General features: G+C 70.4%; 21 protein-coding genes. 12 read left to right on the forward strand and 9 right to left on the reverse strand.

The annotated features are described in order from the left end of the window. Positions 1-58 precede the first annotated feature (58 nt). The 4 genes from WMF39_RS38355 (at position 59) to WMF39_RS38370 (ending at position 2,784) form a co-directional block, all read left to right on the forward strand. The gene (locus WMF39_RS38355; protein ID WP_437741422.1) at positions 59-271 is read left to right on the forward strand and encodes a hypothetical protein; all 213 of its coding nucleotides are present in this window, start codon (positions 59-61) and stop codon (positions 269-271) included. Positions 272-571: 300 nt separating this feature from the next. Further along, the gene (locus WMF39_RS38360) at positions 572-934 is read left to right on the forward strand and encodes a hypothetical protein (RefSeq protein WP_437741423.1); all 363 of its coding nucleotides are present in this window, start codon (positions 572-574) and stop codon (positions 932-934) included. Between the two features lie 97 nt (positions 935-1,031). Further along, positions 1,032-1,838, forward strand: coding sequence for a DUF6345 domain-containing protein (locus WMF39_RS38365; RefSeq protein WP_437741424.1), 807 nt, complete (start codon positions 1,032-1,034; stop codon positions 1,836-1,838). Positions 1,839-1,851: 13 nt separating this feature from the next. Further along, entirely contained in the window at positions 1,852-2,784 is a 933-nt protein-coding gene (locus WMF39_RS38370) for a hypothetical protein (RefSeq protein ID WP_437741425.1), read from the forward strand. 746 nt (positions 2,785-3,530) lie between these two features. On the opposite strand, the gene WMF39_RS38375 is transcribed toward WMF39_RS38370, so the two are convergent. Then, complete coding sequence (locus tag WMF39_RS38375; RefSeq protein ID WP_437741426.1) at positions 3,531-4,298, reverse strand: transposase; 768 nt, start codon at positions 4,296-4,298, stop codon at positions 3,531-3,533. Between the two features lie 1,596 nt (positions 4,299-5,894). Between WMF39_RS38375 and WMF39_RS38380 the strand changes: the two genes are divergently transcribed. The 5 genes from WMF39_RS38380 (at position 5,895) to WMF39_RS38400 (ending at position 13,092) form a co-directional block, all read left to right on the forward strand. After that, complete coding sequence (locus WMF39_RS38380) at positions 5,895-6,299, forward strand: hypothetical protein (RefSeq protein ID WP_437741427.1); 405 nt, start codon at positions 5,895-5,897, stop codon at positions 6,297-6,299. Further along, positions 6,296-6,823 (forward strand): hypothetical protein, encoded by a 528-nt coding sequence (locus WMF39_RS38385; RefSeq protein ID WP_437741428.1) that lies wholly within the window; start codon positions 6,296-6,298, stop codon positions 6,821-6,823. The genes WMF39_RS38380 and WMF39_RS38385 overlap by 4 nt, the downstream gene beginning before the upstream one ends. A 71-nt stretch (positions 6,824-6,894) precedes the next feature. Beyond that, positions 6,895-8,283, forward strand: a complete 1,389-nt coding sequence (locus WMF39_RS38390; protein WP_437741429.1) for a tyrosine-type recombinase/integrase — start codon at positions 6,895-6,897, stop codon at positions 8,281-8,283. A gap of 286 nt (positions 8,284-8,569) precedes the next feature. After that, positions 8,570-8,857: a hypothetical protein gene (locus tag WMF39_RS38395; RefSeq protein ID WP_437741430.1), complete on the forward strand. Its 288-nt coding sequence runs from the start codon at positions 8,570-8,572 to the stop codon at positions 8,855-8,857. Between the two features lie 182 nt (positions 8,858-9,039). Then, positions 9,040-13,092, forward strand: coding sequence for a serine/threonine-protein kinase (locus WMF39_RS38400; RefSeq protein WP_437741431.1), 4,053 nt, complete (start codon positions 9,040-9,042; stop codon positions 13,090-13,092). Positions 13,093-13,174: 82 nt separating this feature from the next. On the opposite strand, the gene WMF39_RS38405 is transcribed toward WMF39_RS38400, so the two are convergent. Then, on the reverse strand, positions 13,175-13,609 hold the full coding sequence (locus WMF39_RS38405; protein WP_437741432.1) for a hypothetical protein: 435 nt from the start codon (positions 13,607-13,609) through the stop codon (positions 13,175-13,177). 398 nt (positions 13,610-14,007) lie between these two features. Here WMF39_RS38405 and WMF39_RS38410 point away from each other — a divergent pair, with 398 nt between their 5' ends. Beyond that, positions 14,008-15,204, forward strand: coding sequence for an endo-1,4-beta-xylanase (locus WMF39_RS38410; RefSeq protein ID WP_437741433.1), 1,197 nt, complete (start codon positions 14,008-14,010; stop codon positions 15,202-15,204). A gap of 112 nt (positions 15,205-15,316) precedes the next feature. On the opposite strand, the gene WMF39_RS38415 is transcribed toward WMF39_RS38410, so the two are convergent. The 5 genes from WMF39_RS38415 to glgC form a co-directional block, all read right to left on the reverse strand. Continuing rightward, positions 15,317-16,276 carry an alpha/beta hydrolase gene (locus WMF39_RS38415; RefSeq protein ID WP_437741434.1) on the reverse strand — a complete coding sequence of 320 codons (960 nt, stop codon included), beginning with the start codon at positions 16,274-16,276 and terminating at the stop codon, positions 15,317-15,319. Continuing rightward, entirely contained in the window at positions 16,276-17,034 is a 759-nt protein-coding gene (locus WMF39_RS38420) for an RsmE family RNA methyltransferase (protein WP_437741435.1), read from the reverse strand. The genes WMF39_RS38415 and WMF39_RS38420 overlap by 1 nt, the downstream gene beginning before the upstream one ends. Then, positions 17,031-17,984, reverse strand: a complete 954-nt coding sequence (locus WMF39_RS38425) for a 50S ribosomal protein L11 methyltransferase (protein ID WP_437741436.1) — start codon at positions 17,982-17,984, stop codon at positions 17,031-17,033. The genes WMF39_RS38420 and WMF39_RS38425 overlap by 4 nt, the downstream gene beginning before the upstream one ends. A 123-nt stretch (positions 17,985-18,107) precedes the next feature. Continuing rightward, a complete protein-coding gene (locus tag WMF39_RS38430) occupies positions 18,108-18,803 on the reverse strand; it encodes a metallophosphoesterase (protein WP_012239701.1) in 696 nt (231 codons plus the stop codon). A 197-nt stretch (positions 18,804-19,000) separates the two neighbouring features. Further along, complete coding sequence (gene glgC / locus WMF39_RS38435) at positions 19,001-20,269, reverse strand: glucose-1-phosphate adenylyltransferase (protein ID WP_437741437.1); 1,269 nt, start codon at positions 20,267-20,269, stop codon at positions 19,001-19,003. 501 nt (positions 20,270-20,770) lie between these two features. Here glgC and WMF39_RS38440 point away from each other — a divergent pair. Continuing rightward, positions 20,771-21,475 (forward strand): hypothetical protein, encoded by a 705-nt coding sequence (locus WMF39_RS38440; RefSeq protein WP_437741438.1) that lies wholly within the window; start codon positions 20,771-20,773, stop codon positions 21,473-21,475. 37 nt (positions 21,476-21,512) lie between these two features. On the opposite strand, the gene WMF39_RS38445 is transcribed toward WMF39_RS38440, so the two are convergent. Beyond that, entirely contained in the window at positions 21,513-21,899 is a 387-nt protein-coding gene (locus WMF39_RS38445) for a hypothetical protein (protein ID WP_437741439.1), read from the reverse strand. A gap of 99 nt (positions 21,900-21,998) precedes the next feature. Then, entirely contained in the window at positions 21,999-22,367 is a 369-nt protein-coding gene (locus WMF39_RS38450) for a hypothetical protein (RefSeq protein ID WP_437741440.1), read from the reverse strand. Positions 22,368-22,641: 274 nt separating this feature from the next. Here WMF39_RS38450 and WMF39_RS38455 point away from each other — a divergent pair, with 274 nt between their 5' ends. Then, positions 22,642-24,537, forward strand: a complete 1,896-nt coding sequence (locus WMF39_RS38455; protein ID WP_437741441.1) for a chloride channel protein — start codon at positions 22,642-22,644, stop codon at positions 24,535-24,537. Positions 24,538-24,840: the final 303 nt, after the last annotated feature.

Consider the following 24,840-nt stretch of genomic DNA (forward strand, 5'->3'; position numbering starts at 1 on the left):
GTAATATCATTATGGTTCGGGAAGCCAGCGAGATCTCTGTGCGGGGAGTGGGATTGCAATGAGCGTCAAGGGCCTGGTTGTCCACTTTCGGCGCGACTTGGATGACGATGAGGCGCAGCGAACGATCGACGCTCTGATGACGATCAAGGGAGTTGTCAAGGTGGCATCTGTCAAGGCCGGTTACGAAGACGAACTGAACCGGCAGCGGGTCAAGCGAGATTTGCTAAGCAAGATTGACGGGCTTCTGAGGGATGACGAGGCCACGATCTAGCTGCCGACGAACCCGCGTCATCGTGGCGTCGACGCAACCGGCCCGCCGCGTGTGGGCGCATCTCCGCGAACGGCATCTTTTACGTATGCGCCGCAAGCCACACTTTACTTGCGCGCCGATTGCCGACACGCATTCCACGAATTGGCTTCATGGCTCGCCTCATGGTGCGCTTTGGATCGCCTCGTGCGCACCGGAAGCACGGCAGCCGTGGGATCCAGAATTGCACCGCGAATCGTCGGGACGGACATCGAGAGGTCGTGCGCGGAGGGCGCATCATCGATGATGGAGGGAGCGAGGTCTATGAGTTCCTGGAAAAAAATCGCGGCGAGCTTCGTTCTATTGGCGGCGGCCCCGATGCTCGGCGGCGCATGCGTGTCCCGGGGCACGAGCCCGGCCGAAGCGAACCCGCAGGCGATAACCCTCTCGGACCCGTCGTTTCCGCGCGTCGAGCCGGAGGCAGGAGAGCCCCGGCCCTGCTATTGGAGCGGCACCGCGCCGTTCTGCAGCTCCGACTGCGGGAACGACTTCGTCTGGGGTTATGCCCGCAACTACACCGAGGCACACAACCTGATGATGTCGCTGCCGCTCCTGACGCACCCCACTTTCGGCAACGGCTGCTTCACCGGCAGCAAGGCGCTCTGCTGCCCGTTCCCCCCCCCCTGATTTCGACCCGCAGAGCGGGTCGCAGCCCCCCGCGCGACGGAGACCGCTTTGCAAGCGTGGGACATTGTGTCGATGCAGATACGTGGGAGGCGACGTCATGGCGACGATTGGGCTCGAGAGTATTCGCTGGTACGATCAGTACCGCCAGAACAACGATACATTGCTGAAGGACGGAACGGTCGTTCCTGCACCCATCCCGAAAGGCGTCGGTGGGTGGACCGACCTGGACTACAGCTACAACATCACCAACGGATTCTACGAGGTAATGACCGGCGCGGGGGAAACCTGCCCGTTCTACTTCGGGGGCGGCGATGTCTGGGAGACCGACATCAAGGACTCTGCCAAAAGGGGAAACGACGTCACGTACGCAGACGGCGTCGACCTCTGGTTCTTCGCGGGGCACAGCTACATCCGCCAGCCGGACGGCGCCGGCGCCCATATTGTGTTCAACTCCAAATTCGACAATTGGTCCAGCCCGTCTCGGACCTGGCACCTCGGTGACAATTGGGACTGCGATTGGATCGCGCTGTGGAGCTGCGAGACGCTGAAATTCAGGGAGACGGGATGGAAAAACTACAGCAACATCTTCGGCCGCCTCCACATCATGCTGGGGGCGTGGGGAGAGATGGTCAGCTGCGCTGACTTCGCCAATGTCGGGCGCGGCTTCGCGGAGAACCTGCTCGACGGGGATCCCGTGTCCGCGGCCTGGCTCGATGCAATGGGCATCGAAAACAAGCCGGCCGCCTTCTCCGCCGAACGCGCGGAGACGTGGCGCCGCGGGGATCCCGATTATAACGCAACCACGCTGAGCAACGATCATTATTGGGGCAGAGGAATCACTTTTCCCGACACACCTCCCTCCGAGATCGCATGGCTGCACTACAGGTGGCTCGAGCGTACATGAAAGGGCAGAAGTCATGATTTCATCGGACATCCTGAAATCGCTCTGCGACAACGATCTGGTCCAGAAAGCCAGCCGGGAGGCGACCGAACGAAAGCGGCTCCCGATCCACGGCCTGCGGCAGCCGCCACGCGAAGAGTTGATCGCCGAGGCACGCCGATGGGCCCTGGCCCTCTCCGTCGGCCAGGGCGCTTGTCAAGCGACGGCCGACCCTGTCTGCCACGAGGACCGGCTCGTGCTCACGCACCCCAATGGACATCGGGTGCGGGCCTGGTTCCCGTCCGGGTGCGTCGAGTACAAAAACCTGCACCGCGCCTATACGGGCACCACGGACGTGGCGTGCATGGAGGCGGCGACGGCCATTGCAGAGCAGTTCCTCGGACGATTCGCGCTCTGGCCTATCGATGGCTCCGACCAGCTCCGCCCGTGCGACCTTTCCTTCGTGAGCTCACAAGGAATTCACGGAGCTGGAGATATGGCCAGCGTCATCAGAAATAACGCCGTCTTGCGATGCCGCCGCGTCTTCGACGAAATCTCGTGGATCGGCCCCGGGGCCTTCGTCACTTGCATGATCGAAGGAGGGGATGTCGTCGGGTACGAGCGCAATTGGCGACCGCTCATCCGCACGACGGAGATCGTCGACCTCATTTCGCTGGAAGAGGCCTTGCAACATGATGCACAGCCGTACCTCCATTCGGCGCTGGCGGAGTCGCGGTGCGGGTTGGACTTCTCGGTGAAGCAGGTGGAGTTCGGCTATTATGCAGCCGACCGGTGGACGACGCAGCATTCCTTGCTCCCTGCGTACCGGATCGCATTGAGCATCCGGGGGGACGTCGGCGTGGCCGTGAGCCAGATCATCCCGGCGCATCGCGATTCGCGGCTGGCTGCCCTGCTGCCTGCGCCGGACAAGCGGCCTTGTACGAGCATTTCAACCAAACAGCACATATAGCGCTCGGCGGAAGCGGAGGCGGGAGCGGGCGTGCTCATCTGATTTCGGTGGATCCACGGGAGGACCACGCTCCCTGGAGCTGCTCTGGCTGGTGAAACCCGGGATCGCCGGGGGCTGATCCTCGTCGACAAGGGGAACAGGTGAGCGAGGTCGCCTGGAGCCTGGCCTAAGGCGCGAGGCAATGAGTCCACTTGATGTGTGTCATTATCATCACCTGCGCACGCGAAGTGAGCATCCACCAAATCGCACTCAAAGTCCTGCCGCGCGAGTCTTCATCATAGATTATGCCTTGGGGTTCGTATCGATTGTTGTCTTTCCAAAAGACTTTCCCGAGTTCAGCGAGGTCCAGTTGAATAACGAGCACGGGCGGTGGAGCTTCGTTGGTGCCATGAGATTTGGAACAGCTCCAGTGCCTTCTCCATGAGTGTGTCTGGCTTCTTCCGGCCTGTTCTGCCTATCGCGATCAGCGGTATTGCCGCATCTGATGGGTGTGGGCTGCCAAGCGTCCAGATGCCTTGGTTATCGCCGTCGCGATATCTTCTCAATGCGCGAACGGCTTTCCATGTGTGAACAACTTCGTTCCACTGAGCTGTGAGGCGGATAGGGAGCCCTACCGACTTCCCGAAGTGAAGAGGAAATTTGCCCCGCCCATCCAGTTAACCTAACGCCACAACCACGACGTGGTCGTGCCATCCAGAAAAACCGAGTAATTTTAGCAGGTAAGCGTGTCCCGTTAGGCTCAGCGGTTACCACTCTACTGTACGCGCCGCCCAGATTGAGCTCGTCCAAACGGGGGCGCCGGCGTGCCACGCGCCCACACGTTCGGCTCGTCCCGGCGTCTGGTCGGGTGACCGTCGGCGGTTTCGTGGCGGCTCGCTACTCTGCGGCGCCGTCCATCCAGGAGGCCGGGTCGTCTCCGGGTCGCGGGTCCGGGATCGCGGCGAGGTCGGATCGGCGGGCAGGCCGAGGTGTTCCAGGATCTTCCTGGCGGTCGCCTTCTCGGTGATGGCGGCGAGAAGGCGCAGGCGGCCGGCGCAATGCGCGCAACGGAGGGCGTCGAGCCCGAACGTTCGACGGATGAGCTTGGCCCAGTCGATTCGCGGCGAGGTCGCGAGCAGCAGGCCGCCGAGCAGCCTGTCGAGGTGGCGGACGGAGATGCCGAACTCCGTGATCACGACGTCGCCGGCAACAGCGGCCACCGCGCAGCAAGCCGCGGGCATCACGGCGGGCCCGGCGGGTGCTGCTGCGAGCGGCGGTGAGGAGAACGTTTGCGGGCTGAAGGGTACGGCGGCGCCCCCCGGCGCGGATGTCCGCTCCGCGCGAGGTGGCACGGGGCCGGGCGAGGCGCGCTTCGGCGTTGGCGGCTGCATCGAGGCTGCCTTTGCCGCATCGCACTTCACGGTCCCGCTGCCGCTCGCCGGAAGGTCGTGAGCGTGCACGACACCCGGCGGCTTGGGCACCACCGCGGTGAACACTTGGCGCGGGCGGCGGGTGACGGCGGCCGTTTCCGCCATGGCGGCGCCAGATGGCCGCCGCTTGGCCGGCCCACCGACGACGCGTGATCGCCGCGGTTGGCCACCCCGTCAACAGGCGCCGGTGGCCTCGTCGCGCTCGCGTCGCACCGGTGGCGCCCACCGGCGGCCCGCTGCTCGGACGAACGATCGTCCAGACGGGTGAGCGGGCGGCAATCACGCTGCCTTGCGCGGCTGAAGGCCGTCGTCCGCGCCTTGTTCCATGACGCCGTGCGTCCCTCGATCTTCTTGATCGAGTCTCCCTCAATCTTCACGCGCGTGCTCAACGGGCCATGCTCGAGGGCCCAGGAAACGCGCTCACACTCGCACCTGCGCTGCCCTCACCGGTGGGTGAAGCCAGCGGTGAGGGCGCGACGGGAGCTCGCGTAGCGTGTCGAGCGCGAGGTGTCGCGCTCATGCCCGCCACCCTTCGACGTGACGAACTCTAGCCAGCACGCTCGAGCGCGACAGTTCGCAGCGCGCGCCAGATCGCTTCCTCCTCCTTGCGGATGCCGTCGGCACTCTCTCTCTCTCGGGATTGGAGCCGCACGACGTCGCCCCTGCCCGGCCGTTCCGGGTGCGGGCGGCTCGTCGGAGCGCGCTGTGGGGCCGGCCGCGGTCACCGCGCGCTGACGGCCGAACGCCTGGGGCTGCGCACGATGCCGCACGTGTAGCAGCGTTGCCCGCCAGCGCGGCCTGACGACCGCGCGTCTGGAGCCGCCGACGGCGCGAGGGTAGCTGCTCCTGCCACATCCGAACCTCCGTCGTGGGGGGGTCGGGATCAGGACGGAGCTTGAACGAGAGCCCGTGAGGAGGCTCGAAATGGTAATTCTGACGACCCGGTATCTCGTCGTGAGTTACCGGGATCTGGTCAGGTGTGGAAACCGCTCTGGTGACGCGCAGTTAGACCGCTTCGAGGGAGCTCCCGAGGGGCCGATTTGGGGCGCGCGAAGGGGGTCGATTTGGTAATTTTGCGCGGGGTCGGCTGAAGGGCTCCGGCGAGCCGCCGACCTCCGTTTTGTCGCATACGTATGTAAGGGCGGCGCGCGGCGGGCACGACCGCGGGGCCGCCCGAAGGGCGCGGCGTGAGCTCTTCCCGGCGGACGCCGGGGTGGCCTGGGCCTGGAGCCGAGCACGCCGCGGGCCGCGAACACGGCGCACGGGGCCGCGGAGCTCGTCCAGGCGAGAGGCTGGCGCAAGGCGGAGCTCGCCCAGGTGGACGCCCAGCGCGGCGCGGCCGCGACGCCGAGGGAGCTGGCCCCGCTCGACGACCGGCCCGTGGGATCGCCGGAGGGGTCACCCCGCACACCGAGGTCACGTGATCGGGCCCCAGCGAATGCCAGTCAGGTCACGGTGCCACGTGAGAACCGGCGTCCTCTTGGTCGCACGCGACATCAGACTTTAATGCCGTCGCCCTCGCCAGGAGCCGACTCTTGTACGGTGCTTTAACGCTCTTTAAAGTTGAACGGAAAATGAAGGCTTCGCTCTGGCAGGTTTGTGGTTCGGTGCTTTTGTAGACGCATGAGCTCGCGGCGCTGGTACGAGCTCGCGTGCGGAGTTGTCCGCGCGCCGAGCCACGTCCTGGAAGAGTGTTTCCAGATGAACAAGCAGACCCGGTGCCACCTGCGCGCGATCGCGCGGCTGCACCCCGAGATCGGCAACCTCTGTGATCAGCTTGAAGCGCCCTGGAACGCCGTGCGAAGGATCGCGCACGCGCCGGGGGCGGCGGAGCAGTGGGAGCGCGCGGCGCAGGTGCTCGGTGAGCTCGTGGAGAAGCGCCGGGCGACGGCGCCGCGCCGGTCGAGGCTGGAGGCTGTGCGCCTGGAGGCGCTGAAGCGAATGGGACCGCCGATGGAGGGGGGAGGAAAACTTGCAAGCAGCCTTCGAGCCGCGTGGGAGGCGGCGGAGCGCGGGACGCCCGCGATCTCAAGCCCACGTCCGAGCGATCGAGAAGCGGCGGTCACGGTCGCGCACGAACCCAACACGGAGGGAGGTATGGCATGACACGAGCGGCTCTCGCGCGTGTATCGGCACCGCTTGCTCTTCGTCAGGCTGGTAACGGCACGCTCGCCATCGACAGAGAGAGTCTGGAGACGCCCAGCGGCGGATGGTCCAACCCGAAGGTGATCGGTCAGCCAGCGACGGCGACGGCAACCGCAACGCTCGCGATCCCGCTGGATGGGCTGACGATCACGGCGCCGCAGCCGGAGATGCTCTCGCAGAAGAACGTCGAGGCGGTCACCGGCATCCCGGCGCGCGTCTTCCTCGACACGATCCGCGCGCCGGGCGTTCCCCTGCTGATCACCAAACTCGGCAAGTTGCGCTTGGTCCAGCGCGAGTCGTTCGTTGCGTACCTGCGGGCGCTGGCCAGTGAGCCGGCGTCGCGTCGCACCGCCGAGGCGGATGAGAACACTCGGGTTGCCGCCGTGCTGGCCTCTGCCGGGCTCGAACCTGTTCCGCAGCCGCCCACCGGCCGAGCGAGCGCCCGTCACGCAGATGCGAGGCGTGCTAGGCTGCCGCTGAAGTAGAGCGGGCCCGCTCGGCGCTACCAACGCCGGACGGGCCCTTGATCGACCCCCGCTTTCCCGGAGACCGACCCATGACCGACGTACCGCAGCGGCGGGCGCGCGCCAAGCGCTCGCCGGCAGTCGCTACCTCGTCCGTTCCTTCAACTGGATCGACCGAGCGCCGCGCACGTGCGAGCCGCCCTGGCGGGCGCGCCTCGCCGCCGGAGGCGGGAGCCGCGCCCGGTGCGAGCTTACCGGGAGCGTCGAACTCTGCAGAGCGCCCGCAGGGCACCGCGCCATCAGCGGCAGGCGACAAGCGCGCCAACGGCTCCGGGTCAGTCCGGTTGCGCAGGAACACGTGGACCGCGCGTCTGAGCCTCGGCGAGGCGGGGCGACGCACGTTCAGCCTGCCGACGTGCCGGACCGAGCACGACGCCAACGCGCGGCTGGAAGTGTTGGCCGATCTCAGCCGGCACCTGCTCGCTGCCGGGCAGATCGTGCTCGGCCTGCCGCTGCTGGAGCAGGCTGCCGCGCGCGAGGGGAGCGCGCTCCGTGACGTCCGGCTCGCGATCAACCACCTGTGCAGGGGCGAAGCGCGCGCCCGTGCCTCCGGGGAAACCACCTTCGCCGAGTTCGCTGAGCGGGTTCTTTCTGGAAAGCTTGCCGAGCAGTATCCGGACCATGTGAAGGCGATTCGGACCGCCGATAAATATGAGCAGAGGCTGGGCCACGTGCTCGACGTGCTAGGCCCCGTTCCCCTCGTGCGCTTCACACTCGACCATGCCGACCACGCGATGTCACGGCTGCCGGCGCACCTGGAGCCCGGATCGCGCCGGAATATTGCGATCGTCATCCATCGGCTATTGGCACTGGCGGCCTATCCGGCGCGCATCATTGCGCACAACCCGCTGCCGCGCGGGTGGATTCCGAAGATAGAGAATAATAAGGCAAAGGGGTACTTGTACCCTGACGAGGATCAGCGCCTCATGAGGAGTCAGATGGTCCCGCTGTGCTTCCGGATCTACTATGGCTTCCTCACGCGCGAGGGAATGCGAGCCGACGAGGCCGGAACTCTCGAATGGTCGGACGTCGACCTTGACCGGGGAGCCGTTGTTCTCGATGAGAACAAGACCGATGACCCCCGCGCCTGGGCACTATCGCCTGATGTGGTGCGCGCGCTTCGTGCTTATCGCGAGCTCTGGCCGGACAATCGGCGTGTCTTCGCCGGGCCAAAGGGGGACCCCTTGCCGGGTTGTCACGGGGCGGAACGCTTCAGAGATCACCTCCAACGCGCGGGAGTCGATCGACCCGAGCTGTTCGAGACCACGGAGTCGAACCGGACACAAGTCGAGCGGCCAGATCCACCACTACAAGCGCGCCGCGCGCAAGATCGCCGAGCTTGGGCTGGGCGACTTTATCCCCCTGGACGAGGCGATCCCCGAGCTGAGAGGAAAGGGCGGCTCGGTAGGAGGAGGCCATAGTGCGTCCGCTGGAGCAGACACGGGCTCGGCGAGCGCCGAACCTTCCGCCTCCGGCGCGCCGCCCGGTCAGATGGCGCCCCCGGGCGAGGTCCCCGCCCCCGCCACGGCGGACGCTGGCGCCTTCACAGGCGGTTCGTTGGGCCCGCGTTGGGCCACGCCGGAAGACGACTCGGCCAGGCGTCAGTCAGAACCCATTGAAATAATAGACATTTCTGCCGCTGACGCCCCGGCGCCGGAGATGTCCTCGCGGAACATCTCGACGAGGGCGTTGTGCTCGAGCGTCGGCATGACGCTCGACGTCGAGCACACCCCATGCCGGCGCGAAACGACGGGAGAACGCGAGGAGAGCTCCTGCTCAGGGGTGGCGGCGCCATGGCGGAGAGTGGCAGTCGCACCCCATCAGAGCCTGCGACACATCCACACGCTGGGGATTTCGACGTCCGATCGGCTGCTGCTCACGCTGAACGATATCAACGCGGAGAGCCGCGCAAGCGAAGAGCTCGAGCGCAGCACGGTCGTCCAGGGGCCCCTCACGCGCCTGTACCTGCTCAAGGCTCAGACGCCGGACGGCTGAGCGAACACGGCCCGACCGGGCATCTCGCCTGCGCTCCAGGCGCTGCTACGGGAGGTTTCCCCGGTTCAGCAGGACAACCACCATGGCGCCAAGGCCGCCAGCTCGAAGCGGCGCCGCGCCGGGAACCTCCGCTGCGGCGCCGCGCCCTCGACCGCGCTGCACCCCTGCCCCATCCTCTCGCCATGCTGCCGCCAGCCAGCGCACAGCCGGGCGACCTCCTCGCCCAGCGCTTCGTGATCGAGCGCCAGGCTGGCCGGGGCGGCATGGGCTTCGTCTACCGCGCCCTCGATCGCGCCCGCGGCGAGCCGGTCGCGCTCAAGCTCCTTGCGGGCGAGGGCGACCGCCAGGAAGAGCGCTTTGCCGCGGAGTGCCGCATCCTCGCCGGCCTGAGCCACGCTGGCATCGTGCGCTTCGTCGCCCAGGGGGTGACCGACGCGGGGCAGCGCTGGCTGGCCATGGAGTGGCTCGAGGGCGAGGACCTCGCCGCGCGGATCGCGCGCGCGGGCCTCGGCGTGGACGACAGCGTGGCCCTCGCCCTCGCCGCGGCCGAGGCGCTCGCCGCGGCGCACGCGCGCGGCGTGATCCACCGCGATATCAAGCCCTCGAACATCTTCCTTGTCGGCGGCGACCCGCGCCGCATCAAGCTCATCGACTTCGGCATCGCGCGCCTCAGCGGCGCGACGAGCCTGCACACCCGGACCGACGTGGTGATGGGCACCCCGGGCTACCTGGCCCCGGAGCAGGCACGCGGCGAGCGCGCCGATGCGCGCGCCGACGTCTTCGCGCTGGGGGCCGTGCTCTTCGAGTGCCTCACCGGCCGGCCAGCCTTCGCGGGGACGGACGTCCTCGCGGTGCTGGCGCGGCTGCTGATCGAGCCCGCGCCGCGGGTGCGCGAGCTCCGGCCCGACGTGCCGCCGGCGCTCGATGCGCTGGTCGCGCGCCTGCTCGCCAAGGACCCGGCGGCACGGCCAGCAAGCGCCGCCGAGGTCGCCGCGGCGCTGCGCGCGCTCGGGGCGCAGGGCGGCGAGCCGGCGCCGGTCCCCGGCGCGGCGCTCACCGCGGGGGAGCAGCGCGTGCTCTCGCTGGTCATGGCCGCGCCAGCGGACGCCGCCTGCGCGGCCGGCGGCGAGACGCTGCCCTCCGAGGTGCCGGCGGGCGCCGCCGGCGCGGCCGGCGAGACGCTGCCCTCCGAGGTGCCGGCGGCGCGGCGGCGGCGCCTCGAGGCCGCGATCTCCCGTCTCGGCGGCCGGGTGGACCAGCTCGCCGGCGGCGGGGTGCTGGTGAGCCTCCACAGCAAGGGGAGCGCGACCGATCAGGCCGCGCGCGCAGCCCGGTGCGCGATGGTGCTGGGGCCGCTGCTCGATGACAGCGGGGGCGCGGCGCGGATCGCGGTCGTCACCGGGCGCGCGGAGCTCACCGGGCAGACGCCGGTCGGGGATCTCATCGATCGCGCCGCCACCATGGTGGCCAGCGCGCCGCCCGCGGCGGGCGTCGCGATGATCGACGAGGTGACCCGGGCGCTGCTCGACCCCCGCTTCGAGGTGCGGCGCGGCCCGGCCGGCTTCGAGCTCCACGGCGAGCGGGAGGCGCGCGGGGGCGCGCGCATGCTGCTCGGGCGAGAGAGCCCGTGCGTCGGCCGCGACCGCGAGATCCGCGCGCTCGTGGACCTCTTCGAGGAGTGCGCCGGCGAGGGGCTCGCCCGGGCGGCGCTGGTGACCGGGCCGCCGGGCATCGGCAAGTCGCGCCTCTGCGACGAGGCGCTCCAGCGCATCCGCGCGCTCCGGCCCGACGTGGAGATCTGGACGGGCCGCGCCGACGTGGTGGGCGAGGGCGCGCCCTTCGGGGTGCTGGGCGAGGCCATCCGCTGCGCCAGCGGCGCGCTGGCCGGCGCGCCGCTCGGCGAGCGGCAGGCGCGGATCCGCGCGCGGGTCGCGCGGCGCGTGCCCGAGGCCGAGCAGCGCCGCGTCGCGGAGATGCTCGGCGAGATCGCGGGCGCGCCCTTCCCCGACGAGGAGAGCCCCGCCCTCCGCGCGGCGCGCCAGCACCCGGCGGCGATGGCGGAGCAGATCGCCCGCGCCTTCGAGCGCTTCGTGGCCGCCGAGGTCGAGGCCCGGCCGATCCTGCTGGCGCTCGACGATCTGCACTGGGGCGATCTGCCCTCGGTGCGGCTCCTGGGTGAGGCGCTGCGCCGGCTCGAGGATCGGCCGCTCTTCGTGCTGGCGCTCGGGCGCCCCGAGGTGCACGAGCGCTTCCCCGGGCTGTGGGCCGAGCGCAGCGTCCAGGAGATCCGGCTCGCCCCGCTGCCGCGCCGCGCGGCCGAGCGGCTCGCCGTGCACGCGCTCGGCGACGCCGTGGGCGCGACCAGGATCGCCGAGCTTGTCGAGCGCGCGGCCGGCAACCCGTTCTATCTGGAGGAGCTCCTCCGCGCGGTCAGCGAGGGGCGGGGCGAGGCGCTGCCCGAGACCGTGCTGGCCATGGTGCACGCGCGGATCGGCGCGCTCGATCCGGCGGAGCGGCGGGTGCTGCGCGCGGCCAGCGTCTTCGGCGAGGTGTTCTGGGCCGGCGGGGCGCGGCGCCTGCTCGGCGGCGATCTCGCCCCTCAGGCCGGGGGCCGTCCCCCGCCCGGGGGCGATGACGTGACCCTGCCCGCGACGGGCGCGGCGGCCTGGGATGGCGAGGCGCCGCAGCTGCCCTGCGGCGAGCCCGCCTCGCCGGTGAGCGGAGCGCTCGCGTCGCTCGTCGCGCGGGAGGTGCTCGAGCGCCGCGCCGAGAGCCGCTTTCCGGGCGAGGAGGAGCTGGCGTTCCGCCACGCGCTGCTGCGCGAGGGCGCGTACGCGACCCTGACCGACGCCGATCGCGCGCTCGGGCACAAGCTGGCCGCGGCGTGGCTCACGGCGGCGGGCGAGAGCGATCCCGGGGTGCTCGCCGAGCACCTGGAGCGCGGCGGCGAGCGCGCCCAGGCGGCGGCCCGCTACCTGGAGGCGGCGGAGCTGCTCCTGCGCGGGGGCGACACAGCGGGGGCGATCGAGCGCGCGGAGCGCGGCGTGCAGTGCGGCGCCGAGGGCGAGCTCCACGCGGCGCTGCGGCTTCTGCAGTGCGAGGCGCTCTCCTGGGTAGGGGAGAAGGCTCGGGCCGGTGCTCTGGCGAAGCAGGTGCAGCGCCTCGCCCGACCGGGGAGCCGGAACTGGTGCCAGGCGACGGCCAAGCTGCTCTGGAACCTGCTGGAGGAGCGCGGTTCGGCGGAGCTCATCGATCCGGTCTCTGGAGATCTCCTCGCGATGGATCCTGATCCCGGGGCGGCCGCGGCCTTCGCTCAAGCGCTGTATATTGCCGGGTTCCGGCTGATATCCATGGAGCAATGTGAGCTGGCCGAGGCCTGTCGCGCGCGGCTCGATCGCCTCGACGAATCGCTCGGCCGCCGAGATCTGCTTGTGTCCGGCTATAGGCGCGTGATGCATGCGGAGGAGGCGCGCCATCTTCGCGGTGACGGCTGGGCGGCGCTCCAGCTCCTGCGCCAGGCCGAGGCCGCGTTCGACGCGGTGGGGATGCGGCTGCCGGTGGAGTACGCGCGCGCCGGCATCGCCCGGGCCTACGTCGAGCTCGGGGTCCACGACCGTGCCGAGGAGATCCTGCGCGCCCTCCTGCCCGAGGGGAGCTCCCGAGCCGACGTGAGCGGCGGGATAGCACGCTGGTCGCGCGCGGTCCTGCGCTGCGCGCGCGGCCGGATCGACGAGGCGATCACGGATATCGCCGACCTCGCCAGCGCCCTCGCGGCGCAGCAGGATCGGAAATTCGAGAGACTGACGCGCCTGCTGCATGCGAGCCTGCTCTACCGGCACGGCGACCTCGCCGCGGCCGAGCGCGAGGTGCTCGCGGCGATAGAGGGGCTCGCGATGCCCTCGCTGGCCCATGACTGGGCCCGATCGGTGCTCGCGCGGGTGAGGCTCGCCCAGGGCCGCGCCGCCGAGGCCGCGGCGATCGCAGAGGACCTCGTGGCGCGCCTGCAAGCGCTCGGGATCAGACCTCCGGAGGCGACCGAACTCGCGCTGGTGCACGCCGAGGCGCTCCACGCAGCGGGGTCGACCGACGAGGCGCGCGCGGCCCTGGCGGCGGCGCGCGCGGCCCTGCTCGCGCGCGCGGACCGGATCCCGGACGTGGAGATCCGGCGGTGCTTCCTCGAGAACGTCCCCGAGAACGCGCGGCTGCTGGCGCTCGCCGAGGCGTGGCTCGGCTGAGGCCTCGGGCGCCGCGCGCCGCGCAACGCGAACGCCTCGGCAGCGGTCGCCTACACCGAGCGTGAGACGAGCAAACCTCTCCTCATCGCCTGACGTCGATCCCTTTTTCTCTCAGGCGCCGGAGGATGTCCTGACCGTTCATCTCCCAGAGGTCACCAGGGTCGATCTCTTGCACCTGGCCGTCCCTCCCCTTCACAATCCACACCTCAATCTCGCGATTCTTTCTATCCCTGGCGGTGCCAATCGCGATGGACTCGACCTCAGCGAGACGAAATCCCTTCACGGTCGGCGCGAACCAGAACCCCGTGGTCTGCTCCAGCTTCTCGTCGTCGAGGACGACCCGATCCATCGCCAGCATCGGCGCGAAGAGGCCACCCGCTACCGCAGAAACCCCGAATGCGATCAAGGCAACCACCAGCGGCTGACGCCTCCACAGCAGGAGCACGCCGATCGACGCGGCAAGCACCGCGACGGCGATCGCAATGCCGGGCACATAGCTTGGGAAGCTGTAGATCATGCTGTCTTACCTGACGGACCTCGCGTTCTACCGCGAGACCCGAGCGAATGTAAGAACGCCGAGCGCGCGATCCCACGGAAGCCCCCGTGTAGGCTACGCCGGAGCGCGCAAGAGCACTTTCGCGGACGCAGCGCCGAGGACCAGGCCAGCGCCTGCGCCAGCGCCGCGAGGGTGCGGCGCGCCGCGTCGCTTCTCACGCTGTTCGCCCGCTCTCGTGACCGTGGAGGATCGCTCCACGGCACGGGTCGTGATAGATCCGAGGGGCAACGGGAACTCCAGGGGCGGGTCTGTCCGGCGTGCGTGGCGCTGGGCGCATGCTCTCTACCTCGCGCTGCTCCCCTCGGCTTTCCCGCTCCGGGAGTCACCGGTCACGATCCTTCTGCTTGCGGATGGTTGGCATGAACAAGAACCGTTCTTCTCGATGGCTGTGCAGCACAACCTCGATCGCACTCGGGATCGCGGCCCTCTCCGGCTGCTCTGGCAAGGTGGACAAGGCTGACGATGGCCCGAGCGGCTCGTCGAGCGCGGGCGGCACGACGGGAGCGGGGGGCCATGGCGCCAGCGCCGGCGCAACGGGCGCCGGCGGAGCCGGCACGGGCAGCACGGGCGCTCTGGGCTCTGGTACGGGCGGCTCCGGCGACGGCGGCAACGGAGGCGCCGGAGGCGCTGGACCGAGCAGCTCCGGGGCTGGCGGTTCCAGCGACGGGTCGGGTGGCTCGAGCGGCAGCACCGGCAAGTTCGTCGGCAACATCACGACGAACGGCCAGGTGCGCGACGGCTTCATCCAGCACTGGAACCAGATCACGCCCGAGATCGAGGGCAAGTGGCCCTCTGTCGAGACGAGCCGCGGCGTTCGAGACTGGAGCAGGCTCGACGCGATCTACGAGTACGCGCAGGACAACGACATCCCCTTCATGCAGCACAGCTTCGTGTGGGGTGCCACGCAGGCGGCGTGGCTCACGAGGCTCCCCGCGGAGGAGCAGCGGCAGGCCGTGAGGGACTGGATGCAGGCGTTCTGCGAGCGGTACCCCGACACGAAGTACATCGTCGTCGTCAACGAGCCGCCGCCCCACACCTTGCCTCCCTTCATGAACGCCATCGGAGGCGGCGGCAAGAGCGGCTATGACTGGATCGTCAACTCCTTCAAGTGGGCTCGCGAGTTCTGCCCGGACGCGACCTTGATCCTCAACGACTACAACAACATCGAGTACGAGAGCGATCACAACCACTTCGTCGAGATCGTGAAGGCGGCGCTGGAGGCGGGCGCCCCGATCGACGGCCTCGGCGCGGAGGCCCACGACGCGTACAAGATCGACACCAGCACCGTGAAGGGCTACATCGACAGGCTCGCCGCCACGGGCCTGCCCGTGTACATCACCGAGTACGACATCGACCTCGCGGACGACGACGAGCAGCGCAGGGTGATGGAGGAGCAGTTCCCGATGTTCTACGACCACAGCGCCGTCAAGGGCATCACCCTCTGGGGCTACGTCGTCGGCTCCACCTGGAGGGACCGCACGGGCCTCCTGTACCCGGACGGCACGATGCGGCCGGCAATGACCTGGCTGATGGACTTCCTCGGTCGCGGCGAGTGATCTCCCTCGCACGACCGTGCCGCGGCGCTCCTTGGCGCGCACGACCGTGACATGGGTCTCGGGGTCAGAGACGGCATCGCCGGGATGGTCAAGCACGACGCGGAGATCATCATCAGCGCGCCTCGTGCTCGCGCCAGAAGGCGAACGCCTCGTCCAGGTACACCTCCTTCGCGCCGTGGCCGAACGGGTGCTCGGCGACGCGCACGGGCCAGCCCGCGCCGCGCAGGACGCCGGCGAGGGCGCGAGCCGAGCCGCCCACCGTGTCGTGGGCGCCGAAGCCGATGTAGAACGGCCTCGGCGCGAGCGTCGAGAGCTCGGGCGTCGCGCGACCTCCCCCGCCGGACATCGCGCCGAACCCGTCGGCGTCGATCCCGCCGCGCAGCGCGAGCGCCGCGGCGAAGTACGCGCCCGACGACGAGCCGGCGACGTACACGCGCGAGAACGGGGCGCCGGCGATCTCCTCGAGCTTCCGCCGCTTCTCCGCGAACGTCGCGACGAGCGGAGCGGCGTGCTCGTCGTACGCCCGCCCGCCCGTCGGCCAGCCCCACCAGCTCGCGTACCCCTTCGGCGCGAGGCCGACCTTGCCGCGCGGCATCAGCGCGGCGACGCCCGCGCGCCGTGCGGCGCGGGACACGACCGTCTCGAAGTTGGTCTTCTGCTGGCTCTCCTTCCCCGGCGGGACGATGCCGTGGAGATAGAGCAGCAGCGTCCGGGTCGGCGCGTCGGGCAGGACGTAGCAGGTCTCCTCGTCGAGCGCGTCGACGCCATCGATGCACCAGTCCGTCTCGACGCGCGGCGGGCGCGCTCGGGGCCACGGCGCCGGCTCGGGGGGCGCGGTCGCGGCGGTGACGGCCAGGGTCGGCGCTGCCGGCACAGGGTCGGGCTCCGCTGGACCGAGCGCGGCACCGTCGGGCGCCGGCGCGCGCGCGCTCCTCGGAGCGTCTGCCGTGTTGCCGCACGCGCAGAGCGCGCCGAGCAACGCCGCGATCCACCGCGCCGCACCTCGCGACGGCGAGCCGCTGGCGCTGCGACCAGCGCTGGCCAGCGCGCCGCTCGCCGACCGCCGCCCCATCACCCCGCGCGCGCGTCGCTCACCGCGATCAGCGCCCCGAGCGCCGCCGCGCACACCGTCTCCGTGCGCAGCGTCAGCGCGCCGAGGCGCACCCGCTCGAACCCGAGCGCCGCGCACATGCCGAGCTCCTCCGGCGTGAACCCGCCCTCCGGCCCGACCGCGAACGCCGCCTCCATGCCCGGCGACAGCGCGGCCAGCCGCGCGCCGAGCGGCGTCTCCGCGTAGGGATCCAGGCACATCCCCAGCGCGCCGCCCTCGGTCGACGGCGCCGCCTGCGCCTCGGCGAGCGCCGCCGCGAGGCTCATCGGCGCCTCCACCCGGGGCGCGTCCCCGCGGCCGCACTGCCGCGCCGCCTCGACCGCGATCCGGCGCCAGCGCTGGCTCCTCTCCTCGGCGGGCCGCGCCACGCTCCGCGCCGAGATCGCCGGGATGATCCGCGTCGCCCCGAGCTCGGTCGCGTCGCGCACCACCGCGTCCATCTTGTCGCCCTTGCCCACGGCCTGGATCCACGTCACGCGCCGGCCTGGCCGCAGCGCGGCCGGGCGGGGCGCGTCGATGCGCGCCTCCGCCCCGCGGCGGCCGATCGACTCGAGCGTGGCCTCCGCCTCGACCCCGAGCTCCGGATCGAACACGACGAACCGATCCCCCTCGCGGAGGCGGTGCACCCGCACGACGTAGCTCGCCGCCTCGGGCGGCAGCGCGATCACGCCGGCCGCGATCGCGCCGAGCGGCACCCGCAAGAGCCCCGGGCCGCTCATCCCGGCGAGGACGCCGCGCCGCCCGGCGCGCGGAACAGGAGCGCCACCCAGCCCTCGCCGCCCGCGTCGCCCCGCCCCGCCCTGCGATCGCCGCCCGGCGACGCGGGATCCGGCCGGGTCGCGACGTGCTCGAGCGCGCGCGGCAGCGACGTGTACCGCGCGATCAGATCGTCGCGCTCGCTCTCGAGGATGCCCGACAGGATCAGCCAGCCGCCCGGCTCGAGCACACGCGCGAGCTCCGGCGCCAAGGGCCGCAGCACCCGCGCCTCGATGTTCGCGACGACCCACGGGAACCGCCGCGTCACCCCCTCGACCACGCCGGCGCTCGCCTCGATGCGACCCTCGAGGCCGTTGCGCGCCGCGTTCTCGAGCACCACCTCGATCACGTCCTCGTCGTTGTCGATCGCGATCGCCCGCTCCGCGCCGAGCACCAGCGCGACGAGCGCGAGGATGCCGCTGCCCGTGCCCACGTCGAGGAGCTCGCGACCGCGGAGCTCCGCCGCGTGCTCGTCGAGGAGCTCCGCCACGAGCGCCGTCGTCGCATGGAGCCCCGTGCCGAACGCCCTGCCCGGCTCGAGCAGGAGCACCCGCTCGCCCTCGCGCTCGGGCGCGCGCTCCGCCCACGGCGGCACGACCGTGATCGTGGGCGTCAGCGCGAACGGCGCGAAGTGCTCCTTCCACGCGTCGCGCCAGGCGTCGCCCACCACCTCCTCGAGCCGCGCGGCGAGCGGCGGCGACTGCTCCCCGAGCGCCGCGATGGCCTCCATCGCCTCGCCGTGATCCTCGAAGCTGGCGACGAGCGTCACCTGGCCCGAGCGCGCGCCGCGGACGAGGGTCTGCTCGTCGCGCTGCTCGACGCCGCTGGCGCCCAGCTCGAAGAGCAGGGCGCCGATCTCGTCGGCCTCCGGCTCGGGGACATCGACTGCAACGAACGGGTATCGAGGCTCCACCTGGCTTGCTCCGTGACGGGCCGCCGGCCTGGAGAGCGGCCGCGGCGCGGACGGGAGCCTAACGAAATTCCCGCAGAGAGGCGCGGCCGATCGCGCGGAACCGCTGGAAGACGCGGAGCATTTTTAACGTCCCACGTAACGGCGCCGCGCCGGGACCGAGACCAGAACCTCGGAGCGTGCCGCCGGCGGCGGGACGCGCTCGCCGTCGTGGAGCACCATCGCCGTCAAGCGCCCCCCGTAGACCGCGCCCGTGTCGATGCCGGTCGCCCACGCGTGCATCTGCGGCTCGCTCCGCGCGTTGTGGCCGAACACCACGTGCGGCGGGCCCTGGTACGTCTGGCCCCACAGCGTCTTGCCCCCGCGGCGCTCGACCGGCTCGCCGTAGCGGCCGAGGCAGCGCACGTACATCAACGTGTGCGGATCCTGTCGCTCGATCGGCAGCCCGGGGATCAACCCTGCATGGACCACACGGAGCCCGTGCTCCGGCAGATCCAGCCAGTACGGCAGCGTCTCGAGCCACGCCCAGTCCCGCTTGCGCAGCTGCTGCGCGGTCTCCTTCGAGAGCTCCCCCAGCGGCTCGCCGCGAGGATCGCTCCGCCCGGCACGCCAGCGGAGCAGCCGATCCTCGTGGTTGCCCCGCACCGAGATCGCGCCGACCTCCCGGAGCAGATCGAGCGTTCCGCACGGATCAGGGCCGCGCACGATCAGATCGCCGACCATGACGACCCGATCGCCCGATACGAGGCCCACGTGCTCGATCAGCCGCGCCAGCTCATCCCGGCAGCCGTGAACGTCACCGATGATGATCGTGCGCGGCATCGCACACCCAACGTAGCAGGGACGCCCGTTCCATGGGGGGCGCCCAGGCCCGTCCCCGCGGACGCGGCAGGACCGCGCGGCTCCGCCGGCGAGCGCGCCGCGATCGCCACGCGCCGTGATCGGAATTTTACATGTAATTCAGGAGAGTTACGCGCCGGCCACCCGGACGGCGCCGCGCTGGGCCCTGGTCAGGCGCATTACGGGGAGTCGATCTTGGCGCGCTTCGGGATCACGACGATCCCGCCCTCGCTGACGAACCACTTCTTGCGGTCCTCCTCGAGGTTGAAGCCGATCTCGGCGCCGGCGGGGATCTCGACGTCCTTGTCGATGATGCAGCGGCGGAGCTTGACGTGGCGCCCGATCTTGACGTCCTCGAACAGCACGCACTCCTCGATGTGGCTGAAGGAGTTCACGCGGACCCGGTTCGAGAGCACGCTCCGGTGGATCCTGCCGCCGGAGATGATGCACCCGAGCGACACCAGGCTGTCCGTGGCGATGCCGACGCGCGCGTTCGCCTCGTCGCGGAAGACGAACTTGGCGGGCGGGTCGTGGCTGATCCCGGTCCGGATCGGCCAGCGCGGGTTGTAGAAATTGAACGCCGGCTGGATGCTCACGAGATCCATCTGGGCCGCCCAGTACGCGTCGATCGTCCCGATGTCGCGCCAGTACCCCGCGCCCTCGTCCTCGCCGGGGACGAGGTTCTCGTGGAAATCGTAGACGTAGACGCGGCTGCCGCTCTGGACCATGCGCGGGATGATGTCGCGCCCGAAATCGTGCGCGCTGTCCTCGGTCGCGGCGTCGTGCTCGAGGACGTCGAGCAGCGCCTTCGTCTTGAAGATGTAGTTGCCCATCGACGCGAGGCACATGCCCGGCCTGCCGGGCATGCTCGGCGGATCCTGCACCTTCTCGTGGAAGGCGAGGATGCGCCCCGACTCGTCGCACTCGATGACGCCGAAGGCCCGAGCCTCCTCCTTCGTCACCGGGATGGCGGCGACGGTCACCTCCGCGTCGCGCGACAGGTGATCGTGCAGCATCTGGCGCACGTCCATCTTGTAGACGTGGTCGCCGCCGAAGATGCAGAGGTGCTCGGGCGACTCGTCCGTGATGACGTGCTGGGTCTGGTAGACGGCGTCCGCCGACCCCTTGAACCAGCTCTTGCCCGTGCGCTGCTGCGCAGGGACGGTCTCGATGAAGCTGTCGAGCATCGGCGAGAGGCGCCAAGCTCGGGCGATGTGCTCGTCTAGCGACGCGCTCTTGTACTGCGTGAGGATCTTGATGCGGTGCAGCCCGGAGTTGACGAAGTTCGAGAGGACGATGTCGATGATCCGGTACCGGCCGCCGAACGGCACGGCCGGCTTCGCCCGATCGTGCGTCAACGGGCCGAGCCGGCGGCCCTCGCCGCCAGCAAGGATCATCACCAAAACCTTCGAGGCTTCGAAAGCGGTGCGCAGGGTCGTCTCGCGCATGGGACGGAGAGGGTACTCGATCGATGTTGCCATCGCGAAGAGCGGAAACACGTCCTTCGCGTATTCGAGGCAACCTCGGGACCGGGAGAACGCCGCGGAGGCCCGCGCAACCCAGCCTGGCGGCGCCGGGCGGAGCCCGGGCGGGTCGCGCCGCGCGCCTTGCCGAGCCCGCCTCTCACGCCCTCCTGCCCCGCGATCGGGCGGCGCCGGCAGCGGCCCGTCGCGCTCTACCGTCCTCCGCCCGCCCTCCGCCGCGGCGCGCCGATGCGCGGCCCTCCGCCGGCGCGCTGCCGCGCGCCGATGCGCGACGAGGATCGATGAAGAGAGGGGGACGTCTCCGTTTCTCTTTACGATCGACTCGCGGCCGTGTTAGCCGTTTCCGCCGTCGCGCGCGCATGCGAGAGGCGCCTGACCCGCACGCGGCGCACCGCTGTCCGAGGGCTATTCCAGCGCTGGATCTTTCCTGCTGGAGGTGCCCGTCACGCTGACCTTGGAGATGCCATGAACGCCCGATTCGGTCGAACCCTCCTCGCCGCCATCCTCCTCGTCGCGGGCACTTCAGGGTGCGGAACGGACGAGCAGCCCTACCAGGCAAAGCCCGCCTTCAGCGGCCGCAAAGCGACCCTGCCCGCGGTGCCGACGCTGCCCGCGAAGAACAAGAAGCAGGGCGACGCTTACACGGTCTGGGGCGTCACGCACGACCTCCGGAGCCGCGTCCACTTCGAGGAAGTGAACGGCAAGAAGCTCTCGATCGTCGGCTACATCGTCAAGACGAACCTGGCGGAGGCCCCCGCCTGTGCCGTGCACAAGACGGGCAAGGGTGACCCGCCGGACTGCAAGGCGCCGGTCCCGAGCTTCGCGATCGCCGACGAGAAGGGCGAGACGAAGGACATGATCGACGTCATGGGCTGGGCGTCGAACTTCGCGCAGATCTACACCATGATCGAGGCGATCGACAAAGCGCCGCGCGGCAAGGAGGGCGAGGCGAAGCTCACGGACGAGTTCTGGGGCCAGGAGCTGCCGAACCCGATCCCGGCCGTCGGCGCGAAGGTCAAGGTCACCGGCACCTACGGCGTGACGTTCACGAAGTCGACCGGCGGCGCGGCGGCCAACCCGAAGTACGGCATCCTGTCCGCGGAGCAGATCGAGTACCTCGAGCCGCCGCCCGAGAAGGCCACCCTCCCCGGCATGAAGCGCAGGCCCTGACGCAGGCGGCGGCGGTGCGCCGTCGCGCCGCGCCGCTTCACGTCAGGATGGACCGGATCCCGCTGCTCGGCTCGGTCGCCGCCGACTCGAAGACGGCATCGACGAGCAGCCGCCGCGCCGACTCGTCGTCCGCTTCCCGGCGATCGACGCGCACCAGCGACGCCGGCGCCTGACGGATGATCGCGTCGAACACCTCCCGATCGAACCGGTACAGCTCCTCCCCCACGATCACGGCGTACAGATGCGACGCCGCGCTCGTCGCCCGGAGCGAGCGCAGATCGCACTCGCGCACCGTCACCCCGAGCCGGGCCCCCGCCTCGCGGCACACGGCGACGAGCTCGGCAGGACAACCGGCCACGATCACGAGCGGAGCGGGCGGAGCGTTCGGGACCACGGCCCTGCGCGGCTTCGTACCGTCCTCCATAGGCGCCTCAGCGTAGGCCACGAGTCGAGTACGCCGGCAAGGGAATTGTTTCGTCAGGCACCACCGGCGAGCCCGTTTTTCTGCGCGAGACAGCGGCGATCAACGCACCCCCGCTCCCTGCTGGATGTGCCACCCCCGGCCCTCTGCCACGCCGATGAAACGGATCCGCCCCGACCGCTCCATATCGTCGACTAGCTCCTCCGCCTCGAGCTGCGAGATGTCGATCCGGTCACAGAGCACGTCCCGGAACCGGGTCTTGCCCTGCACGTAATCCTCGTCGATCAGCGGGCCGAGCGAGCCCGCCAGGAGCTCGGCGGCCAGCTCGAGCGCCACCACGGGCGTGACCACGGTCTCGGCGGTCGTGCGGACGCTCTCGTCCGTCGTCTGGACGGCCGCGTCGCCCATCGTGACGCTCGCGTCTCCGGTGATGAGGGTGCCGTACTCGACGGTGCTCCGATCGGTCGTCATGACTCCACCTCGTCCGGGCTCGGGCGGGTCCGGGTGCCGCTCCCGCGCCAGGCTTCCTTCCTCGCTCATGGAGCGCGGGAGGCCCGAGCGGAAGCCGAGCGGAAGCCGAACGGAAGCCGAACGAAGACCGAGCGGAGGCCGACACCGCGAGGACCCCTCCGGGGACGGCGATCCTGGCGGCGATTTCAGGCGGCATCCCGCTGAAGATCAGGGAAGCTACCGCTCCTGCCAGGCCCATCGCTCGAGGGGGGAGGCCCTGGGCCACGAGATCATGATGTCGTCCCGCGAATACTCCCCATCACGCCCCAGCCGCACGGGGGCGGCGCGCACGCCGATGCCCCGCGCGCGGGGGCTGATCCCGTTCCAGCTCGTCGGCCGGGTGCTGCTCCACGCGATCCTCGTCGGCGTCACGGCCGGCATCGCCGGCTCGCTGTTCTTCGCCGCCCTCGAGCTCGCCGAGCACGAGCTCTTCATCGCGGTCACCGGCTACGAGCCGCTCCGCGCCAAGGGCGAGGCGGTGCTCTCGAGCGCGCACATCGGGGCGTTCCGGCCCTGGCTCGTCCTCGTCCTGCCGGCGTTCGGCGCCCTCGTCGGCGGGGTGCTCACGACGAAGCTCGCGCCCGAGACCCGCGGCGGCGGCGGCGACGCCTTCATCCGGGCGTTCCACCACATGGGCGGCCACATCCGCCGCCGCGTCCCTGTGGTGAAGGCGTTCGCCTCCATCTTCACGCTCGGCTGCGGCGGGTCCGGCGGGCGCGAGGGGCCCACGATGCAGATCGGCGGCGCGATCGGCTCGATCATCGGGCGCGCCCTCCGGGTGGACACGCGCGAGCGGCGGATCCTGCTCATCGCCGGCGCGGCCGCGGGCATGGCGGCCGTGTTCCGGACGCCGCTCGGGGCCGCGCTCCTCGCCGTCGAGGTGCTGCACCGCGACGACTTCGAGGCCGACGCGCTCATCCCCTCCATCCTCGCGAGCGTCGTCTCGTACTCCGTCTTCATTTACTTCTTCGGCGAGTCGACCCTCTTCGCGCACGCGCCCCGCTACCCGTTCATCCCGAGCCACCTCCCCCTCTACGCCGCGCTCGCGCTCGTCGTCTCGCTCGTGGCCACGCTCTTCCTCCGGACGCTGCACGCCGTGGAGCACACGGTGCACCGGATCCGCCTGCCGCCCTGGGCGAAGCCCGCGCTCGGCGGCCTCGCGCTCGGCGCGCTCGTGACCCCGCTGCTCATGCTCCTCGGGCCGCGCTTCGACAGGCCGGGGGAGGGGTTCGGGATGCTGGGCGCGGGCTACGGCGCGGCCCAGATCGCGATCACGGGGGCCCCGTGGCTGCCCGGCGGGTGGACCTCGGTGCAGCTCCTGCTCGTGCTGCTCGCCACGAAGATCGTCGCGACCTCGCTCACCGTCGGCTCGGGCGGCAGCGCGGGGGACTTCGGCCCCTCGCTCGTGCTCGGCGCGCTCACGGGCGGGGCCTTCGGGCGCGCGGCGGAGCTCCTCCTCGGCGACCCGCGCATCGACCCCGGCGCGTTCGCGCTCGTCGGGATGGGCACGTTCTACGGCGGGATCGCGCACGTGCCGATCGCCTCGCTCGTCATGGTCTGCGAGCTCGCCGGCAGCTACGACCTGCTCGTGCCGCTCATGCTCTGCGAGGGCATCGCCTTCGTGGCGCTCAGGCACAGCACCCTGTACCGCGCGCAGGTCGCGACCAAGCGCGAGTCCCCGGCGCACCGGGGTGAGCTCATCGTCGACGTGCTCCGCAGCATCCGCGTCGCCGACATCGTCATCCGCAGCCGCCCGTTCGTGTCGTTCGAGACGCGGACCCCCGCCTCGATCGTCGTCGAGCGCATCGCGGCGTGCGAGTGGCAGGACACCTTCCCCGTGCTCTCCGAGGACGGCAAGGTCGTCGGCACCATCGACGCCGAGATCCTGCGCGCCACCGCGACGAGCCCCGAGCTCTCGGGGCTCGCGATCGCGCACGACATGATGGCGAGCCCCGCCTCGGTCAGCGAAGCGGAGGACCTGCACCACGCGCTCCAGGTGCTGCTGGAGCTGCGCGTGCGAGAGCTCCTGGTCACCGACGCCGAGGGCAAGATCGTCGGCATCCTGGACGAATCCGACGTCACGCGCGCCTACCACGACGCGACGGCGGAGCTCGAGAGCGCGGGACAGTAGGAATCTCGGAACAGGCGACCGACGACGACGCAGGGCGGACGCAGGGCGCGCTCGTCCTGGAAATTCGGGAATGGCCAACTTTCCCGCGCCCGCGCGTCCGCGCGGCCGACACGCGCGTGTCATGGGCGTGCGCGCGTGGATGTCCTGGTCGCGCCGCGCGCCCGATCGTGGTTCGGGCGTAATGCCGCAAGCGTGCGGCCCCCACCGCTTTCGGGAGTCTCCTGAGCTTTCAATCTTGGATTCCACGCAGCGACGGAACGGAGCGCGTGGGGAATACTCTCGTTCATCCGGAGAATTCGGGGT

Origin of the sequence: Sorangium sp. So ce1504, assembly GCF_051521635.1 — a bacterium.
Classification (GTDB): Bacteria; Myxococcota_A; Polyangia; order Polyangiales; family Polyangiaceae; genus Sorangium; species Sorangium cellulosum_B.

Coding starts and splice junctions, on each gene's coding strand:
- WMF39_RS38440 (WP_437741438.1), top strand. CDS start 20,771: ATGAACGCCCGATTCGGTCGAACCCTCCTCGCCGCCATCCTCCTCGTC.
- WMF39_RS38390 (WP_437741429.1), top strand. CDS start 6,895: ATGACCGACGTACCGCAGCGGCGGGCGCGCGCCAAGCGCTCGCCGGCA.
- WMF39_RS38360 (WP_437741423.1), top strand. CDS start 572: ATGAGTTCCTGGAAAAAAATCGCGGCGAGCTTCGTTCTATTGGCGGCG.
- WMF39_RS38395 (WP_437741430.1), top strand. CDS start 8,570: ATGACGCTCGACGTCGAGCACACCCCATGCCGGCGCGAAACGACGGGA.
- WMF39_RS38375 (WP_437741426.1), bottom strand. CDS start 4,298: ATGGCGGAAACGGCCGCCGTCACCCGCCGCCCGCGCCAAGTGTTCACC.
- WMF39_RS38405 (WP_437741432.1), bottom strand. CDS start 13,609: ATGATCTACAGCTTCCCAAGCTATGTGCCCGGCATTGCGATCGCCGTC.
- WMF39_RS38355 (WP_437741422.1), top strand. CDS start 59: ATGAGCGTCAAGGGCCTGGTTGTCCACTTTCGGCGCGACTTGGATGAC.
- WMF39_RS38380 (WP_437741427.1), top strand. CDS start 5,895: ATGAACAAGCAGACCCGGTGCCACCTGCGCGCGATCGCGCGGCTGCAC.
- WMF39_RS38365 (WP_437741424.1), top strand. CDS start 1,032: ATGGCGACGATTGGGCTCGAGAGTATTCGCTGGTACGATCAGTACCGC.
- WMF39_RS38430 (WP_012239701.1), bottom strand. CDS start 18,803: ATGCCGCGCACGATCATCATCGGTGACGTTCACGGCTGCCGGGATGAG.
- WMF39_RS38385 (WP_437741428.1), top strand. CDS start 6,296: ATGACACGAGCGGCTCTCGCGCGTGTATCGGCACCGCTTGCTCTTCGT.
- WMF39_RS38410 (WP_437741433.1), top strand. CDS start 14,008: ATGAACAAGAACCGTTCTTCTCGATGGCTGTGCAGCACAACCTCGATC.
- glgC (WP_437741437.1), bottom strand. CDS start 20,269: ATGCGCGAGACGACCCTGCGCACCGCTTTCGAAGCCTCGAAGGTTTTG.
- WMF39_RS38445 (WP_437741439.1), bottom strand. CDS start 21,899: ATGGAGGACGGTACGAAGCCGCGCAGGGCCGTGGTCCCGAACGCTCCG.
- WMF39_RS38420 (WP_437741435.1), bottom strand. CDS start 17,034: ATGAGCGGCCCGGGGCTCTTGCGGGTGCCGCTCGGCGCGATCGCGGCC.
- WMF39_RS38415 (WP_437741434.1), bottom strand. CDS start 16,276: ATGGGGCGGCGGTCGGCGAGCGGCGCGCTGGCCAGCGCTGGTCGCAGC.
- WMF39_RS38450 (WP_437741440.1), bottom strand. CDS start 22,367: ATGACGACCGATCGGAGCACCGTCGAGTACGGCACCCTCATCACCGGA.
- WMF39_RS38370 (WP_437741425.1), top strand. CDS start 1,852: ATGATTTCATCGGACATCCTGAAATCGCTCTGCGACAACGATCTGGTC.
- WMF39_RS38400 (WP_437741431.1), top strand. CDS start 9,040: ATGCTGCCGCCAGCCAGCGCACAGCCGGGCGACCTCCTCGCCCAGCGC.
- WMF39_RS38455 (WP_437741441.1), top strand. CDS start 22,642: ATGTCGTCCCGCGAATACTCCCCATCACGCCCCAGCCGCACGGGGGCG.